Annotated in this window: 16 protein-coding genes; 14 read left to right on the top strand and 2 right to left on the bottom strand. The window is 41.9% G+C overall.

Going from position 1 to position 18,348, the window contains the following annotated elements:
- Window positions 1-8 precede the first annotated feature (8 nt).
- The 4 genes from lgt to ACN0T8_RS08345 all read left to right on the top strand — a co-directional run bounded on the left by lgt (window position 9) and on the right by ACN0T8_RS08345 (window position 3,059).
- Entirely contained in the window at window positions 9-848 is an 840-nt protein-coding gene (gene lgt / locus ACN0T8_RS08360) for a prolipoprotein diacylglyceryl transferase (protein ID WP_417880173.1), read from the top strand.
- A gap of 3 nt (window positions 849-851) precedes the next feature.
- Window positions 852-1,703 carry a thymidylate synthase gene (locus tag ACN0T8_RS08355; RefSeq protein ID WP_417880172.1) on the top strand — a complete coding sequence of 284 codons (852 nt, stop codon included), beginning with the start codon at window positions 852-854 and terminating at the stop codon, window positions 1,701-1,703.
- 128 nt (window positions 1,704-1,831) lie between these two features.
- Complete coding sequence (gene nhaR, locus ACN0T8_RS08350) at window positions 1,832-2,758, top strand: transcriptional activator NhaR (RefSeq protein WP_417880171.1); 927 nt, start codon at window positions 1,832-1,834, stop codon at window positions 2,756-2,758.
- A gap of 4 nt (window positions 2,759-2,762) precedes the next feature.
- A complete protein-coding gene (locus ACN0T8_RS08345) occupies window positions 2,763-3,059 on the top strand; it encodes an ArsR/SmtB family transcription factor (RefSeq protein ID WP_417880170.1) in 297 nt (98 codons plus the stop codon).
- Between the two features lie 99 nt (window positions 3,060-3,158).
- On the opposite strand, the gene rpsT is transcribed toward ACN0T8_RS08345, so the two are convergent.
- Window positions 3,159-3,419 (bottom strand): 30S ribosomal protein S20, encoded by a 261-nt coding sequence (rpsT, locus tag ACN0T8_RS08340; RefSeq protein WP_089124807.1) that lies wholly within the window; start codon window positions 3,417-3,419, stop codon window positions 3,159-3,161.
- Between the two features lie 559 nt (window positions 3,420-3,978).
- Between rpsT and murJ the strand changes: the two genes are divergently transcribed.
- The 8 genes from murJ to ACN0T8_RS08300 all read left to right on the top strand — a co-directional run bounded on the left by murJ (window position 3,979) and on the right by ACN0T8_RS08300 (window position 13,976).
- Window positions 3,979-5,535 carry a murein biosynthesis integral membrane protein MurJ gene (murJ, locus tag ACN0T8_RS08335; protein ID WP_417880169.1) on the top strand — a complete coding sequence of 519 codons (1,557 nt, stop codon included), beginning with the start codon at window positions 3,979-3,981 and terminating at the stop codon, window positions 5,533-5,535.
- 99 nt (window positions 5,536-5,634) lie between these two features.
- Complete coding sequence (ribF, locus tag ACN0T8_RS08330; RefSeq protein WP_417880168.1) at window positions 5,635-6,618, top strand: bifunctional riboflavin kinase/FAD synthetase; 984 nt, start codon at window positions 5,635-5,637, stop codon at window positions 6,616-6,618.
- A 61-nt stretch (window positions 6,619-6,679) separates the two neighbouring features.
- Window positions 6,680-9,538 (top strand): isoleucine--tRNA ligase, encoded by a 2,859-nt coding sequence (gene ileS, locus ACN0T8_RS08325; protein WP_417880167.1) that lies wholly within the window; start codon window positions 6,680-6,682, stop codon window positions 9,536-9,538.
- Window positions 9,538-10,041, top strand: coding sequence for a signal peptidase II (lspA, locus tag ACN0T8_RS08320; protein ID WP_417880166.1), 504 nt, complete (start codon window positions 9,538-9,540; stop codon window positions 10,039-10,041). Before ileS ends, lspA begins: the two co-directional genes overlap by 1 nt.
- 119 nt (window positions 10,042-10,160) lie before the next feature.
- Window positions 10,161-10,589: an FKBP-type peptidyl-prolyl cis-trans isomerase gene (fkpB, locus tag ACN0T8_RS08315; protein WP_417880165.1), complete on the top strand. Its 429-nt coding sequence runs from the start codon at window positions 10,161-10,163 to the stop codon at window positions 10,587-10,589.
- A gap of 82 nt (window positions 10,590-10,671) precedes the next feature.
- Window positions 10,672-11,628, top strand: coding sequence for a 4-hydroxy-3-methylbut-2-enyl diphosphate reductase (gene ispH, locus ACN0T8_RS08310; protein WP_417880164.1), 957 nt, complete (start codon window positions 10,672-10,674; stop codon window positions 11,626-11,628).
- A gap of 787 nt (window positions 11,629-12,415) precedes the next feature.
- On the top strand, window positions 12,416-12,559 hold the full coding sequence (locus tag ACN0T8_RS08305; protein WP_417880163.1) for a hypothetical protein: 144 nt from the start codon (window positions 12,416-12,418) through the stop codon (window positions 12,557-12,559).
- 34 nt (window positions 12,560-12,593) lie between these two features.
- On the top strand, window positions 12,594-13,976 hold the full coding sequence (locus tag ACN0T8_RS08300; RefSeq protein WP_417880162.1) for a hypothetical protein: 1,383 nt from the start codon (window positions 12,594-12,596) through the stop codon (window positions 13,974-13,976).
- Window positions 13,977-14,293: 317 nt separating this feature from the next.
- On the opposite strand, the gene ACN0T8_RS08295 is transcribed toward ACN0T8_RS08300, so the two are convergent.
- Entirely contained in the window at window positions 14,294-15,784 is a 1,491-nt protein-coding gene (locus ACN0T8_RS08295) for a carbon starvation protein A (protein ID WP_417880161.1), read from the bottom strand.
- Between the two features lie 258 nt (window positions 15,785-16,042).
- Between ACN0T8_RS08295 and ACN0T8_RS08290 the strand changes: the two genes are divergently transcribed.
- Complete coding sequence (locus ACN0T8_RS08290; RefSeq protein ID WP_417880282.1) at window positions 16,043-16,390, top strand: DUF2799 domain-containing protein; 348 nt, start codon at window positions 16,043-16,045, stop codon at window positions 16,388-16,390.
- Window positions 16,391-16,435: 45 nt separating this feature from the next.
- Window positions 16,436-18,220, top strand: coding sequence for a cation:proton antiporter (locus ACN0T8_RS08285; RefSeq protein ID WP_417880160.1), 1,785 nt, complete (start codon window positions 16,436-16,438; stop codon window positions 18,218-18,220).
- The last annotated feature ends 128 nt before the right edge of the window (window positions 18,221-18,348 follow it).

Below are 18,348 nucleotides of genomic sequence, written 5' to 3'. Positions count from 1 at the left end.
AGACTTTTATGAGTCAGGGATTTTTAGTCTTCCCACAGATTGATCCGATCATTTTCTCTATCGGGCCAATTGGTGTGCGTTGGTATGGATTGATGTATTTACTAGGGTTCGCTTTTGCAATGTACGTTGCTAACAAGCGGGCTGATAAACCAGGCAGTGGTTGGACGCGTGAGCAAGTTTCTGATCTACTCTTTGCAGGCTTCCTTGGGGTAGTACTTGGTGGCCGCATTGGCTATGTGCTGTTTTATGGCTTTGACTACTGGATGGAAGACCCATTGTATCTGTTTAAAGTCTGGACGGGGGGGATGTCATTCCACGGTGGCTTGCTCGGTGTGATCACTGCCATGCTATGGTATGCACGTAAAAACCAACGTACTTTCTTTGGTGTGGCAGACTTTATTGCGCCATTAGTTCCGTTTGGTCTAGGTGCTGGTCGTATCGGTAACTTTATTAATGGTGAGCTATGGGGACGCGTGACTGACGTGCCATGGGCGATGATTTTCCCAACTGGTGGCCCATATCCACGTCACCCATCTCAATTGTATGAATTTTTACTTGAAGGGGTCGTGCTCTTCTTTATCTTAAATTGGTTCATTCGTAAACCTAGACCTGCTGGTGCGGTGTCGGGGCTATTTTTGATTGGCTATGGAGTATTCCGCTTCTCAGTGGAATTTGTTCGTCAGCCAGATGCACAGCTTGGTTTATTTGATAACTTTATTTCGATGGGGCAAATTCTATCCACACCTATGATTATTATTGGTGCCTTGATTATGATTTGGTCATATAAAACTCAGAAACCGCTTGTATATTCAAATGAAAAAGCCAGCAAACCAACCAAAGGGAAGTAAGTTGTGAAACAATATTTAGAACTTTGCCAGCGTATTATTGATGAAGGGCAATGGGTTGAAAATGAGCGTACAGGTAAACGCTGCTTGACGATTATTAATGCCGATCTAACTTATGATGTTGGTAACAATCAATTTCCTTTAGTGACCACACGTAAGAGCTTTTGGAAATCGGCAGTTGCTGAGTTGCTGGGTTATATTCGTGGTTATGATAATGCGGAAGATTTCCGTAAGTTGGGCACCAAAACATGGGATGCTAATGCTAACTTAAACCAAGCTTGGCTCGAGAATCCTTACCGTAAAGGTGAAGATGATATGGGCCGTGTTTATGGTGTTCAAGGGAGAAGCTGGACAAAACCGGATGGTGGGCACATCGATCAATTACGTAAAATTGTCGATGATTTAATTCGTGGTGTCGATGACCGAGGTGAGATTCTAAACTTCTATAACCCTGGTGAGTTTCATATGGGATGTTTACGCCCTTGTATGTACAGCCACCACTTTTCCCTACTTGGTGATACGCTATATTTAAACAGTACTCAACGTTCGTGTGATGTACCGCTAGGCCTTAATTTCAATATGGTTCAAGTGTACGTGTTCTTAGCGATTATGGCGCAAATTACCTGTAAAAAAGCTGGCGTTGCGTATCATAAGATCGTTAATGGTCATATTTATGAAGACCAACTCGCACCAATGCGTGATATTCAATTGAAGCGTACGCCGTTTGACGCGCCTAAATTCCATATTAACCCTAAGATTAAAACGTTAGAAGATTTAGAAACTTGGGTAACGCTGGATGATTTTGAGGTGACAGATTATCAATGTCACGATGCGATTAAGTATCCATTTTCAGTGTAGAGTGTCCGATAGGTAAGCATAATCGACTATCAGCCCTTATTTGGTCACATGTGCCTAATAAGGGCTTTTTAATAGTTCGGTAAAAGCATATTATGAGTCAATTAATTATGGTTTTTCCGAGGCAATAAATGTCACATTTGAATTATAACCATCTGTATTACTTTTGGATGGTCTGCAGACAAGGCTCAGTAGCAAAAGCGGCTGAAGCTTTGTTTCTAACACCTCAAACGGTGACTGGACAAATTAAAGCATTTGAAGAGCGTATGAATGGCAAGTTGATGAAGCGTAGTGGTCGTAGTGTGGAGCCTACCGAGCTTGGTCAATTGGTCTTTAAGTATGCCGATAAAATGTTTGGTCTCAGCTACGAAATGCTGGATATCGTTAATTACTCTCAGCAAGAAAATGTATTGTTTGATGTTGGGGTAGCGGATGCATTATCGAAAAGGCTTGTCAGTAAGATTCTGTTAAATACCGTGCCGGAAGATAACAGTATTCACCTACGCTGTTTTGAGTCGACTCATGAATTACTATTAGAGCAACTCTCTCAACATAAGTTAGATATGATTTTATCGGATTGCCCTGTCGATTCGAGTCAAAGCCCTGGGTTGTATAGTAAGAAGCTAGGGGAATGCAAAATGAACTTTTATTCTTCTCAGCCGATTGAAAATAATGATTTTCAATCGGCATTGTCTCAAAGAAAATTACTGATTCCAGGAAGAAGAACTTCAATGGGACGTAATCTCATGCATTGGTTTGAAAGATTAGGGATTACCCCTAATATTTTAGGCGAATTTGATGATTCAGCATTAATGAAGGCCTTTGCTCGTTATCACACTGATGCCATTTTTCTTGCTCCTAACTTATACTTATCAGAAGTTGAAGATGAGTTTTCTCTGCATTTGATTGCAGAAGTCGAAGATTTGAAAGAAGAATATTATGTTATTTTTGCAGAAAGGATGATCCAACATCCTTCTGTAAAGAATTTATGTGATGCGGATTTTAGTCGGTTATTTCAACCACTCCGAGATCATTCCCCTTATTCAATAGTGAGATAATAAGATGGATTTTAAAGAGATGGAAAGTAATCTTTCTCAAGCAGTGGTTCTTCTTAAAGCCATGGCCAATGAAAATCGATTACAGATATTATGTATTTTGCATCAAAATGAATTATCAGTTGGGCAGTTGTGTGAAAAGTTACCTCTAAGTCAATCGGCATTGTCTCAGCATTTGGCGTGGCTACGCCGAGATGGACTGGTGATTACTCGTAAAGAGTCACAAACTGTATACTACTCATTGCAAAGTGATGAAGTAAAAGTTTTGATTAAGCAGTTGCATCATTTGTATTGCGATAAATAATCACTCCGAGAGCCGAGAGCCGAGAGCCGAGATACTAGAAATGCAGATATAAAAAAACCGACCCTAAGGTCGGTTTTTAGCAATTAAACAACTTTAAAATTAAAGTGCTTTGATCGCTGCAGCAAAACGAGACTTGTGACGAGCAGCTTTATTCTTATGAATAAGGCCTTTAGTCGCCATGCGGTCTAGTAATGGTGTAACTTCAACTAGTGCAGCAGTTGCAGCTTCTTTATCGCCAGCTTCAATAGCCGCGATAGTTTTTTTCATGTAAGTGCGCATCATAGAACGACGGCTAGCATTGTGCTGGCGACGTTTCTCAGCTTGGATAGCGCGCTTCTTAGCAGATTTACTGTTTGCCAAGGGTCTAACTCCCAAAAAACTTTAGTTCGGTGACAATTTAAGGGCGAGGACTATGCCTTTTCCCTTAAAATATGTCAACAGATTTGTGCAAAAACCAATCTTTACCAAACAAAAATTTTGGTGAAGTATGGCTATCGCGGTTAAGATGGCGTGAATTCTATCAGCATTTGAATACCAATGCTATACCCAAGTAACTTCAGGGTGCAAGTTTCAGCAAGAATAAAACAAGCTTTAGGCAAGGCAAATTGAATATGATCATAGTGATTCTATCTCTGTTCAATTTAACGCAGCATAACGCTTGTTTTAACTTGCCCTTCGAGAGCTTCATCCAAACCTTTATGCTGCGTCAGATTGATTTGAAAGGTGCCTACATTCCTTCGCCAATCTTCCTTGCCTAAAGGTCTGGATGATAGCTCTGAATTCTGCATCTTGAAGTCACTTGGGGATATAATTATCTCATTACAAAGTCACTCATTGATGGCAAATTTATGCTCAAATAGCGATAAATTGGCCACTGAGGGCTTATTGTCGTTTATGACTATTTTTTATCGAGGCACGCGTGAGTCGAAAACTATTACGATCTGGGCTAATTGTTAGCGCCATGACATTTGTTTCTAGGGTATTAGGCCTGGTACGTGATGTTGTTGTTGCTAATTTAATGGGAGCTGGTGCGGCTGCCGATGTATTCTTTTTTGCCAATCGAATTCCTAACTTTTTGCGTCGTTTATTTGCCGAGGGCGCATTTTCTCAAGCTTTCGTTCCTGTATTGACTGAATATCACGCGTCTGGCGATATGGATAAAACTCGTCAACTTATCGCTAAAGTTTCAGGGACACTTGGGGTGCTTGTAACTATTGTGACACTACTAGGTGTACTTGGTTCTGGTGTGGTCACTGCCGTTTTTGGTGCTGGTTGGTTTATGGATTGGCTGAATGATGGCCCGAAAGCTGACAAGTTTGTCCTGGCTAGCTTCTTATTGAAGATCACTTTTCCTTATTTGTGGTTTGTCACTTTTGTTGCTTTATCTGGTGCAATTTTAAATACCTTAGGTAAGTTTGCGGTTTCATCATTTACTCCGGTGTTTTTAAACATAATGATGATTTTAGCCGCGTTATATATTTCCCCCAATCTCGATCAGCCTGAAGTGGGTCTCGCTATTGGGGTATTCTTAGGCGGCTTGGCGCAGTTTTTGTTCCAAATTCCATTTTTATTAAAGCAAAAAGTGATCGTCCGTCCGCAATGGGGTTGGAATGATCCCGGTGTGAAAAAAATCCGCACTCTAATGATTCCTGCATTGTTTGGGGTATCGGTTAGTCAAATTAACTTATTGTTTGATTCTGCAGTGGCCAGTTTTCTTGCGACAGGTTCAATCAGTTATCTTTATTATTCGGATCGCCTATTGGAATTTCCGTTAGGTTTGTTTGGTATCGCAATTGCAACGGTTATCTTGCCGGCCTTATCACGTAAGCATGTCGATGCTGAAAATGATGGATTCTCCAAGACAATGGATTGGGGCGTTCGCATGGTGCTGCTGCTCGGTGTGCCTGCGATGTGTGGATTAATTGTGCTTGCTAAGCCAATGCTGATGGTGCTGTTTATGCGTGGCGAGTTTTCTGCTGCGGATGTACAAAATGCTTCTTTGTCGTTGTTTGCTTATGCCACTGGCTTACTGAACTTTATGTTAATCAAAGTATTAGCACCGGGTTACTACTCAAGACAAGACACGAAAACTCCAGTTCGTTATGGCATCATAGCGATGTTGACTAATATTGTGTTCAATGCGATTTTTGCTTACTTCTTTGGTTATGTAGGTTTAGCACTGGCAACATCGCTTTCAGCCTTAGTTAATATGGGGTTATTATATCGCGGTCTACATATTGCCAATGTGTATCGACTATCAAAAGAAACGATTGTTTTTGCTATGAAAATTGCTCTAGCTGGTGGTTTGATGGTGGCCGTAATTGATTGGCAGATGGCTGATTTTGCTACTTGGCTAACTTGGTCTATTTCTGTGCGTGCAATGTGGCTAGCGGGTTTGATTGGTTTAGGTGCCGCGGTTTATCTGGTTTCTGCAACGTTATTTGGTATTCGCCTGAAACACTTGAAGGCCGATTAATTGGCAACAACAAAGGTGCGTGATGCTCGCATATTAAGGGCATTACGTATATAATTCGTCGGTTTAACGCGAAGCAAAAATTTGGTAAATAAAAACCGTATGGAATTGATTCGAGGCATTCACAATATTCAAGCGCATCATTCAGGATGTGTGCTCAGCATTGGTAATTTTGATGGCGTTCATTTAGGGCATCAGAAAGTATTAAAGCAACTTTGTGAACACGCTGAGACTTTAGATCTACCCTCGATTGTGATGACATTTGAGCCTCAGCCCATGGAGTTTTTTGCGAAGCAAGCTGCGCCAGCAAGGCTCACTCGATTGCGAGATAAGTTTGCCCAATTATCTAAATGTAAAATTGATCGCTTATTGTGTGTTAATTTTAATCAAAAGTTTGCCAGTTTAAGCCCTGAAGATTTTATTAGTGAGTTGCTAGTTAAGAAACTTGGGGTTAAGTTTTTAGTGGTTGGTGATGATTTTTGTTTTGGAAAGAATCGCCAAGGTACTTTTTCTGACTTGCAAAAAGCAGCGGATAAATATGGCTTCCAAGTGGTCAATACACAAAGCTTTTGTATGCCAGAACGTATTGCTCAACAAGCTGACTCTTCAGTGAGAGTCAGTAGTACTGCGATTCGCCAAGCATTAGCGAGTGATGATTTGGCGTCAGCCGCGGCTATGCTAGGTCGTGACTACAGTATTAATGGTCGTGTATCACATGGCCGTAAGTTAGGCCGAACCATTGATTTTCCAACGGCGAACATCCCATTAAAGCGTAATGTGTCACCAGTGTCTGGTGTCTATGTGGTGAAAGTGATCGGAGCCGATGGCAATGCGGTGATCGGTGGTGTTGCTAATGTCGGTAACAGGCCAACCGTTAATGGTGTACGTCAACAACTTGAAGTGCACTTGTTTGACTTCAAAAGTAATCTATACGGTAAGCAACTAGAAGTAGTTCTACTACATAAAATTCGTGATGAACAAAAATTTGATTCATTTGAATTATTGAAACAACAAATAGTATTAGATGCTCAAGTGGCAAGGGTGTGGTTACTTGAGCACAACATATTTTCAGAGATGGCTGAATAAGCGCTACATCTCCAAGAAAATCCTTATTTAATATCGCCCAATGTAACGGAATTAAGAATCGATGACTGACTATAAAGATACTCTGAATCTACCTGAAACGGGGTTTCCAATGCGCGGAAATCTGGCTAATCGTGAGCCAGAAATGCTTAAGCGTTGGTACAAAGAAGATCTTTACGGCGCAATCCGTGCTGCAAAGAAAGGTAAAAAATCCTTCGTATTACACGATGGCCCTCCATACGCCAACGGTGATATTCATATTGGTCACGCGTTAAACAAGATTCTTAAAGATATTATTATTAAGTCAAAAACACTTTCTGGCTTTGATGCTCCATACGTTCCTGGTTGGGACTGTCACGGTCTTCCAATTGAACTTATGGTTGAGAAGAAAAAAGGCAAGCCGGGGCAAAAAATCTCGGCGGCTGAATTCCGTGAAGAATGCCGTAAATATGCGGCGGGCCAAGTAGAAGGTCAAAAAGAAAGCTTTAAGCGTTTGGGTATCATGGGCGAGTGGGACAAACCGTACCGCACTATGGATTTTAATACCGAAGCGAACATTATTCGTGCTTTAGGTAAAATTGCAGACCAAGGTCATTTACTGAAAGGTTTCAAACCGGTTCACTGGTGTACTGACTGTGGTTCAGCTCTAGCTGAAGCGGAAGTAGAATATAAAGATAAAGTATCGCCTTCTATCGATGTGCGTTTTAAAGCTGCTGACCAAGCTGCGACCGTTGCTAAGTTTGATTGCAAAGAAGGTCATCAAGGTGAAGGTGATGTATCGATTGTTATTTGGACGACCACTCCTTGGACATTGCCTGCAAACCGCGCGGTATGTTTGCGTGACGATCTTGAATACGTATTGATTCAAGTTGAAGCTAATGGCGAACAAGCTGCTGAGCGTGTTATCGTGGCATCAGATCTAGCGAAATCTGTGATGGATCGCGCAGGTATCGAGCATTTTCATAACTTAGGTTTTGCCAGTGGTAAAGATCTTGAATTAACGCAATTCTCTCACCCATTCTACGACTTCAGTGTTCCTGCTATCTTGGGCGATCACGTTACAACGGATTCTGGTACTGGTGTGGTTCACACTGCTCCTGGCCACGGCCAAGAAGACTTCGTAGTTGGTAAACAATATGATTTAGAAGTGGCTAACCCAGTGGGTTCTAACGGTGTTTACTTACCTGATACCGAGCTATTTGCGGGTCAACACGTCTTTAAAGCGAACGATTCAGTACTTGAAGTATTGAAAGAAAAAGGTGCACTTTTACATCACCACGCTTATGAGCACAGCTACCCACATTGTTGGCGTCATAAGACTCCAATCATCTTCCGTGCAACACCACAATGGTTTGTATCGATGGATCAAGCGGGTCTACGTGCCAAAGCATTAGGTGCAATTAAAAATGTGGAGTGGATGCCGGAGTGGGGTCAAAGCCGAATCGAAGGTATGATCGAAGGTCGCCCTGAATGGTGTATCTCTCGTCAACGTACTTGGGGCGTGCCAATCGCTTTATTCGTACATAAAGAAACCGCTGAACTGCACCCTAACTCTCCTGAGCTTATCGAGAAAGTCGCGAAGCTAGTAGAAGAAAAAGGCATTCAAGCTTGGTGGGATGTAGATGCCGCTGAACTAATGAGCGAAGAAGATGCCGCTAACTACGAGAAGGTTCTTGATACGTTAGATGTATGGTTTGATTCTGGTGTGACTCACTACGCCGTTGTAGACAACCGTGATGAATTCAATGGTTATAGTGCGGATTTATACCTTGAAGGTTCAGATCAACACCGTGGTTGGTTCCAATCATCATTGATCACTTCGATCGCAATGAAAGATGAAGCACCTTACAAGCAAGTACTAACACACGGTTTCGTCGTTGATGGTAAAGGCCGTAAGATGTCGAAATCTATCGGCAATGTGGTTGCACCAAAAGATGTCACTAACAAGCTGGGTGCTGACATTTTACGTCTATGGGTCGCTTCAACTGACTACACGGGTGAAGTAGCGGTTTCTGATGAAATCCTAAAACGTAGTGCCGATGCGTATCGTCGTATTCGTAACACTGCACGTTTCTTCCTTGCGAACCTAAACGGTTTCAACCCAGCAACGGATATGGTCGCGCCAGAAGATATGGTGGCATTGGATCGTTGGGCGGTCGCGCGTGCACAAGCCGCACAAACTGAGATCGTCAAAGCGTATGAACAATATAATACTCATAGCGTAACACAGCGGTTAATGCAGTTCTGTTCAATTGAAATGGGTTCATTCTACTTAGATGTGATTAAAGACCGTCAGTACACCGCGAAACAAGGTAGTCATGCACAACGTAGTTGCCAAACTGCACTTTACTACATCGTAGAAGCACTGGTTCGTTGGATGGCGCCTATCATGTCATTCACTGCCGATGAAATCTGGAACGAAATGCCAACTAAACTACCAAATGGTGAAGCTCGCGATCAGTTTGTGTTTACGGGTGAATGGTTCGATGGTTTATTCGGTCTAATTGAAGGCGAAGAGCTAAATAACGAATTTTGGACGCAAATCCAAACGGTTCGTGCTTCAGTGAACAAATTGCTTGAAGCGGCTCGTAACGACAAAACGATTGGTGGTTCATTACAAGCGGAAGTGACTCTGTACGCAGATGACGCCTTAGCTGCAACCATCAATAAGCTTGAAGATGAATTACGCTTTGTATTATTAACCTCTAAAGCACAAGTGAAGCCACTAAGCGAGAAAACTGACGCAGCTAAAGAAACCGAAGTAGAAGGTTTATTGGTAGAAGTGGCTGCTTCAGAAGCTGAGAAGTGTGACCGTTGTTGGCACCATGTGGCCGATGTTGGCACCATTGCTGGTCATGAAACCATTTGTGGCCGTTGTGTGACTAACGTTGATGGCGACGGCGAAGTCCGCAAGTTCGCGTAATGAGTAAGCTTATCAAACAAACAGGGCTTCGCTGGCTATGGCTGGCGGCTCTGGTGTTTTGCTTAGACATTGGCATTAAGTTAATTGTTATGGATAACATGGGATATGGTTGGTCAAACCGTATTGAAGTGTTGCCGTTTTTTAATCTACTTTATGTTCATAACCTAGGTGCAGCATTTAGCTTCTTAAGTGATCAAGAAGGTTGGCAACGTTGGTTGTTCTCAGGCATCGCATTTGTGGTGAGTGGCATGTTGATGTGGTGGATGCGTAAGCTACCTGCTACTGAGCGTTGGAACAATGTTGCTTATGCTTTAGTGATTGGCGGTGCTCTCGGCAATGTATTTGACAGAATTGTGCATGGCTTTGTTGTCGATTATCTCGATTTCTTCTGGGGTAATTATCACTGGCCAGCCTTTAACTTGGCGGATTCAGCCATTTGTATCGGTGCCGTTATGATTGTGCTTGATGGTTTTCGCTCTAAAAAAGAGCAACCAGACGCCTAATTCGTTACTCAAGCCTCAGTTTAAAAGCGCCATTGGTTTTCCAGTGGCGCTTTTTTATATAATCCGTTAACGTTTCTCGTTTCTCGGGTAAAACTGATTTTAAAGAATAAGGATTTTTCGTGTCGATAATTACAGAAGATAGTACGGTTACTTTGCATTTTACCATTAAGCTGAAGGATGGCTCGGTAGCCGATAGTACTCATAATATGGGAAAAGCGGCTAAATTTACGATGGGTGATGGCAGTTTAAGCCCTAACTTTGAAACTTGCCTTATCGGTTTAACGAGCGGTGAAAGTAAAGCAATAGAGCTTGAAGCCAAAGATGCTTTTGGTGAGCCGAACCCTGACTTTATTCAATATATGGATAAAAATCGCTTTAATGGTCAAGAGTTAGAGGTCGGCACCATTATGGCGTTTAATGGCCGAGATGGCATGGAAATACCGGGCATTATTTCCGAAGTTACAGGTGAATCGGTAAAGGTTGACTTTAATCATCCACTTGTCGGCCAAGACGTAGTTTTTGACGTAGAAATCTTAGCAGTAGAATAGCTGACATTTAGGGATAATAGTTGCCTGTAAAAACGTTATCGGTAGAATAGCGCCATTCATTGCCGCTTAAGTGATCAAAGATATGACCCAAGACATGAAAATTTTGTTAGCCAATCCACGTGGCTTCTGTGCTGGTGTAGACCGTGCGATCAGTATTGTTGAACGTGCATTAGAAATGTATCAGCCGCCAATTTATGTTCGTCATGAAGTGGTGCACAATCGTTTTGTGGTTGAAGGCTTAAAGCAACGTGGCGCAGTGTTTGTTGAAGAATTGTCTGAAGTGCCAGATGACAATATTGTTATTTTCTCAGCACATGGTGTTTCTCAAGCGGTTCGCCAAGAAGCAAAAGATCGCCAGTTAACGGTTTTTGATGCGACTTGTCCTCTGGTAACCAAAGTACATATGGAAGTGGCTCGTGCGAGTCGCCGTAATATGGAAGTCGTATTGATCGGTCATGCTGGACACCCAGAAGTCGAAGGCACTATGGGGCAATACGCCAGCGAAACGGGTGGTATGTATCTAGTAGAGCGTCCAGAAGATGTTGCTAAACTAGTGGTAAAAGATCCGACTCACTTACATTACGTTAGCCAAACCACACTTTCGGTTGATGAAACCTCTGATGTGATTGATGAGTTGCGTAAAACCTTCCCAGAAATTCAAGGGCCGCGTAAAGATGACATTTGTTACGCCACTCAAAACCGTCAAGACGCAGTCCGTATTTTGGCTGGTAGTGTTGATGTGATGGTCGTCGTAGGCTCGAAAAACTCGTCAAACTCAACACGCCTGAAAGAGCTATCGGAAAAACTGGGCACGCCTGGTTATCTCACCGATTGCCCTGAAGACATTAATCCAGCTTGGTTTGATGGTAAAACGAAAGTCGGCGTTACCGCAGGCGCATCGGCTCCTGAAGAACTCGTCCATCAAATCATCGAGCGCATTAAAGAGCTGGGCGGACGTGATGTAGAAGAAGTACTAGGCCGCGAAGAAAATATGTTCTTTGAAGTGCCAAAAGAACTGCAAATTAAGAATGTAGAGTAGCGGTAAAGAGGTTTCTCGTTGCTCGGAAGAGATAGTTCGAGACAAAATCAAATAAGGTCGCTAGATGAAAGTCTAGCGGCCTTTTTGTTTTTTAGGTTATTCTATTTTGAAAAGTTGTCATCCTGAATAGTGAAGGACGAACGTAGTTCAGGATCTCTCTTATTATCTTGAGACTCAAAATTCACCGCACATTATTAGAGCGTCATTCCAGCCGAGCCTAAGCGAGAGCAGGAATCTACTTATCACGCGCTGAATATTTACAGTGTTTTTTTACGCTAATACCATTACACAACAAGCGATCACAAATAACTCCCTCCCTTTACCAACGAAAAATACTTGGCATCAAGATTTATAGCCAAGGGAGGGCGGGGAGGGTTGATGTGAGTAGTTTATTTGTACCCCAAAGTATTTTGCCTAACCAACCCCATCCAGCTTCCCCTTATATCGACTTCTGCTGCCAAGTGGCTTCATCTATCAAGGGGAAGAGCTAGTCTTTGTTGCTTGTAGTTGCAATATCTACCCAAGATTTATCGCACATTATTAGAGCGTCATTCCAGCCGAGCCTAAGCGAGAGCAGGAATCTACTTATCACTCGCTGAATATTTACAGTGTTTTTTACGCTAATACCATTAAACAACAAGCGATTACAAATAACTCCCTCCCTTTACCAATGAAAAATACTTGGCATCAAGATGTATAGCCAAGGGAGGGCGGGGAGGGTTGATGTGAGTGACTTATTTATGCCCCGAAATGAGTTAACATATTTTCTCTAAAATAGAGCTCCCTAATGAAACCGACCTTACCATTTATCAATATTTATCAATCACCTTGTACTGGTGCTGTAAACATTCAATTTACTAACTGGATGCCATTGTATGGAGTGAGATTTTTAGAGCAGATTAATGTTGGTGAGTTAATAAAAGCAGTATAATGGAAAGAAATTTGTGATTGAGCGGTAGGTGTTTATGCATTTTGATACAAACTTTAGTTCTAGCGTTAGATCGTCTGAAATGGAGATACACTGCATATCTGTACGTATTTGGCAAAATCATGCAGATGGTTTGAGACTGAATGGTCATGGTACGATAAAGCAGAATAAGTTTGGAACTTTGTTTCTGGAAATGGTTTGTACAGAGACTGTATATAAACCTATTGGTCAATTACAGCCTCAACTAAGGTTTCCTCAAGATCACTTGAATCCAGAGCATGAGTTGTTTGCTGAACTCGTTGATATATCAGGTAGAGTATGGAAAACACAAGGCTTTAAGCTGGAGCTTTCATGCTTTCAACTAAAGACTAATAAAGTAATTTATACACTTTTACCATACATTGCTTCTGAAGAGTTTCGAGAAGAAAGTGTGGATACGCCATACTTGCACCTAGAGTTCGAACAAGAAATAGATATTCCATTCAATAAGAGTAATAGAACATTATCAACATCAACTGGATCTGAATCATTTGGTTTTAATGAGCTTTGCTTTGAGGTCGATGGTTTAGATATCAGAGTTGTTAATGAGTCAGATTATCGGTTTGTTAAAGTTAAAGGCAATTTCGTACCAGAAGATCTGGAGAGATGTATCAGGTTCTATCTTGGCTTTTCTTGTGGTGTTTTTCTTCAACCTTATATTTTGTTTACCAATGTAGGAAATATAAATAAATGCACAATTCGAAGTTTTAATAACCAGATATCGCATAAACGTTCAACTAACCCGATACCAAGTAATGTCCAGATACCTAGAGGGAGTAATAATTATAGTGTTGGTTTATTTCAACGAGTTCTGGCTTTGTATTCTGATAATATTAATCACTTTGACTGCGTAAGTAGCCAATGGGAGAGGGTATGGCGTGGATTCAATTCCTCAGATGATATTGCCGAACTAGTACTATCTGTTGCAGTAGAGGGGGTTCTGAATGACATATATATTCCAGATTTCAAGCAATCGCGACAGGACCAAAAATTAGTAGAAGCTATAAAAGAGATTAAGCTAAAGCTTAAAAAGCTGGACATTGACGTTATGTATTTTAACCGCCTTCAATCAAGCGTCTCTTATTGGAAGAACATTACAGCAGCAAGAGCACTTGATATTTTAATAGAAGAAGATGTTTTAGCTAATAATGATAAAAGGCTCTGGAATAGTATTCGAAATGCTAGTGCGCATCCTGTATCAAAAGAGCTTAGTAATGTACAAGAGCAGAAAAAGAGAGATGAGCTGTACTCCTGTATCGATATTTTTCATAAACTCGTATTAAATGTACTCGCATATTCTGGACCTGTTACATTATTTTCTTCTGAAGTTCGACAGGCAGTGTTGTTGGAACATAGACAGGTTCTTAGCAAATCAGACTAAGATTACACATTGTGAGGACCGAAGTTTTAGCAAAATAACTGACACGCTTTTGTCCAACGTTGAGTTATCCATCTCTCTAGCTCAATTTATGTTTAAAAGCCAGATCCCGCATCTTCTTCGCTTAGGCTCATGTGCGAGATGACGGGGCCGGAGCGATTCATTTTTGTCCAAAATGATACCTAATTAACTCAAAATTACTAACCGTAAGTGCCTTATCAACCGTGCTTCATATACAAAAAGACCGACAGCCTCTCAACTATCGGTCTTTATCTTTTCCGAGAAGCAACGCGCTCTAGTTTCGAGCTTCCGAGTAACGCTTACACCGTCTCAGGTTTCGCGTTTAACTTATCTTCTTCAGCTTGGTCGAATTCTGGGTCGCCTTTGCCTTTCGATATTTTAATTACATAGCCGGTGATGAATAGCATCGCCACTACACCAATGATGGTTGAGATTTGCATGTCTAAACCAAAGCCTAGCGTGCTGCTGTTTAAGATAAAGGTAATACATACCGTCGTCATAAACATGGCAGGAATAGTCGTGATCCAGTGTAACTTGTTAAAGCGTAGTAGGTAAGCTGAAGCCGTCCATAACATCATTACTGCGGTCATTTGGTTAGCAAAACCGAAGTAGCGCCAGATGATGCCGAAGTCTACTTGAGTCAAAATGCCGCCGATAACAAATAATGGAAGTGCCATTAGTAAGCGGCTTTTTAGTGTTTTTTGTTCCATGTTGAAATATTCAGCAAGGATCAAACGGCTAGAACGGAAGGCGGTATCGCCAGAGGTGATAGGAAGAATTACCACACCTAGGAAAGCAATGACGCCACCGAATACGCCAAGTAAACCAAATGATGATGAGTAAACGACATTACCTGGGCCACCGTGTTTCACCGCTTCGCCTAGTGCATCCATTGAACCAAAGAATGACAACGCAACCGCACACCAGATTAGTGCGATAATACCTTCACCAATCATGGCACCAAAGAATACGAAACGACCGTTCTTTTCATTTTCCAAGCAACGAGCCATTAAAGGTGACTGAGTGGCATGGAAACCTGAAATCGCACCACAAGCAATGGTAATGAATAGGGCCGGCCATAGTGGTAGATCGTGTGGGTTCATGTTGGTGAACATGTCGCTAAATTTATAGCCAGCAAGAATAGCTTGGTCACTTGAAAATGCGATTGCACTAATTAAGCCAACAGACATGAAAATTAACAAGAAGCCGAATAGAGGATAAAAACGACCAATGATTTTATCGATTGGAACGATAGTCGCTACAATATAATAAGCAAAGATAATCACAACCATAGTGCCCATTGAAACGGTCGCACTGGTTTGCTCGTTCACTAGGTTGCTGATCATGCCTGCTGGCGCGGAAACAAATACCACGCCGACTAATAGCAGTAAAATAATCGCAAACACATTCATGAAGTGTTTCGCACCTTTACCTAGATAGCGACCGGTAATCGATGGAACCGAAGCACCGCCGTTACGGATAGAAAGCATACCAGAGAAATAATCGTGAACCGCACCAGCAAAGATGCAGCCTAAAACAATCCAAAGCATCGCCGCTGGGCCGTAAAGGGCACCCATGATTGGGCCGAAAATTGGGCCGACACCGGCAATGTTTAATAGTTGAACCAGGTAAACTTTCTTGTTCGACATTGGGACATAATCGACGCCATCTTGCTTAGAGTAAGCCGGAGTAGTACGGTTTTGATTAATGCCGAAAACTTTTTCAACGAAAGCTCCGTAAATAAAGTAACCAGCAATCAATGCGGCTACACAAAAAAGGAACATCATCATAATTATTGTCCTGTTCAATAAGAGGGGTGAGGAGTACGGCATACATAATAATCCCAGCTTTAGTAACAAGCATTTAACCTTTTGATGAGTGGTCGCATATAAAATTGAACGGTCATTACACCTAATAAGTGGTTTTATTGTTAACTTATCGGTGCTTTTCTGATTTGTTTTAAATGTGACCTGTGTAATAGTTGTGATAAATATCAGTGTGATGAACAGAAGGAAATATCAATGAATCAAGCTCAAGTGAAGAAGTGGATGAAAAATATGAGTGTAGTAGCAGGTCTACTTTTAGTGGTTGCTTGTACTAGCACAGCAGAAGATTATGCCAAAGCGGGTGATTGGAATGCGGTTGGTTATTCTGATGGCATTAAAGGTAAGCAGCACCGTACCGCGGGAGATTTTCAAGACTTTAGCAAAGTAAATATTAATGATTATGTCGATGGTTACTTAAAAGGCATCAATGAATACTGCAACCCTAATCATGCTTACCAAATCGGGTTAAGCGGCAATTACTATGAAGGCGTGTGTGAAGGAACCCCAGATTCACAAAAGTTTCGTATGGAATGGCAACGCGGTTGGAATGATAGTCAGATGAATAACTAATGTTATCGAATATTTGTGAATAGTTAATAATAGGTAGTATGTTTGATGCTCACTGAAGATCTAGGTTTAATGCTGGCCGCTGTTGGGGTAGTAGGGCTAGGGTGCCAATGGCTTGCATGGCGAATGAAGTTGCCAGCGATTTTATTTCTATTGATTGCCGGCTTTATTATTGGCCCGATTACGCATCTCTTTCAACCGAATGAAATGTTCGGCGATCTGCTTTTTCCTCTTATCTCCTTAGCCGTTGCGGTGATCTTATTTGAAGGGAGTTTGACGCTTAATCTCAAAGAGATCCGCGAAGTAAACCGAACCGTGATCAACATTGTCACTATCGGGGCGTTAATGACTTGGGCGATGACCAGTGTATTTACCTTCTATTTACTTGACTTTAGTTGGCCGTTGGCGTTGTTATTCGGCAGTTTGACTGTGGTGACGGGCCCAACAGTAGTGGTGCCACTCCTACGCACGGTAAGGCCAAAATCTAAGCTGGCTAACATATTACGTTGGGAAGGGATTCTCATTGATCCAATTGGCGCGCTATTTATCGTGATCGTGTATGAGTTTATTGTTTCTAGTAGCAAGATGCACAGTTTGCATGTGTTCGGTTTGATCTTATTGATCGGCATCGTACTCGGCGGCTTAGCGGGAATGTTATTGGCGCAGATATTAAAACGCCGTTTATTACCGGAGTATTTGCAACCATTTGCCGTGTTAACCTTAGTACTCGGCGTATTTGCGGTTTCTAATGCTCTGGAGTCCGAGTCAGGCTTATTGTCGGTCACCGTGATGGGGATGTGGCTTGCGAATGCCAAAGGCGTCAATATTCAGAATATTCTGCATTTTAAAGAAAATCTAACCATCTTATTGATTTCTGGTTTGTTTTTAATGCTTTCCGCTCGAATGGAGTTAGCAGACTTTGCCACTTTAGGTGTCGCTTCTGCGGTACTGTTTGCTGCAATACAATTGGTGTCACGCCCTATTGCGATTTTTATTGCTACTATTGGCAGCAGTCTTAATTTTAAAGAGAAATTCTTTATCGCTTGGGTGGCGCCACGAGGCATTGTTGCCGCATCTATTTCGTCACTATTTGCCATTAAGTTAGTTGATGCGGGGGTTGAAGGGGCGAGCTTGCTGGTTCCGTTAACCTTTATGGTGATTGTGGGAACCGTGGTACTGCAAAGTATTACTGCTAGGCCATTAGCCAATACACTGAGCTTATCTGAGCCTTCGCCGAGGGGCTTCTTGATTGTCGGGGCGAATGATGTCGGTCGAACCTTCGCGATTGCTTTACAAAAATATGGCTATCGAATCGTTATTACAGATTCTAATTGGGAGTACATCCGTAAAGCGCGTATGCAAGGGTTAGAAACCTACTACGGCAACCCAATTTCCAGTCATGCAGAGGAATATTTAGATTTAATCGGCATTGGTAATTTGATCGCGGTGACGCCAGATAAGCACTTTAATGTCGTGGTAGCAAAATATTTCATGACTGAATTTAGCGAGCGCCGAGTGTTTTTCTTAAATGGCAAAAGCAAAGAAAATCAGCACGAAAAGCATCGTCTTGTAGAAGAAAAGCATGGCAGAACTTTGCTAGGCGATGATGTGAGTTATAAAAAACTGGCGAGCCTGATTAACCAAGGTGCTGAAATCAAACACACTAAATTAACCGCTGAATTTAAGTGGCAAGATTATGTGATGAAATACGTCGATGGCCACCGTCTATCGTTGTTTACCGTTGATCCTAAAGGTAATATTCATATTCTTTCTAACGATAGTACTCATACGACGGAAGAAGGGTGGACCGTGGTGAGTTTGATAAAAGAATAGGTTCGAATCTCGTAGCTAGAGCACTTCGTTTCTCGTGGCTCGGAAATACTGTCGAGTCACGAATACCGAGAAACGTTTTTCGGAAAACATGGAAAGTTTTTCTCGTAACACTAAGCGAAGCGTTCACG

Origin of the sequence: Vibrio sp. (assembly GCF_048266485.1) — a bacterium.
Classification (GTDB): Bacteria; Pseudomonadota; Gammaproteobacteria; order Enterobacterales; family Vibrionaceae; genus Vibrio.
The sequence above is the reverse complement of the archived record's forward strand: the minus strand, read 5'-3'. Positions and strand labels throughout refer to the sequence as shown.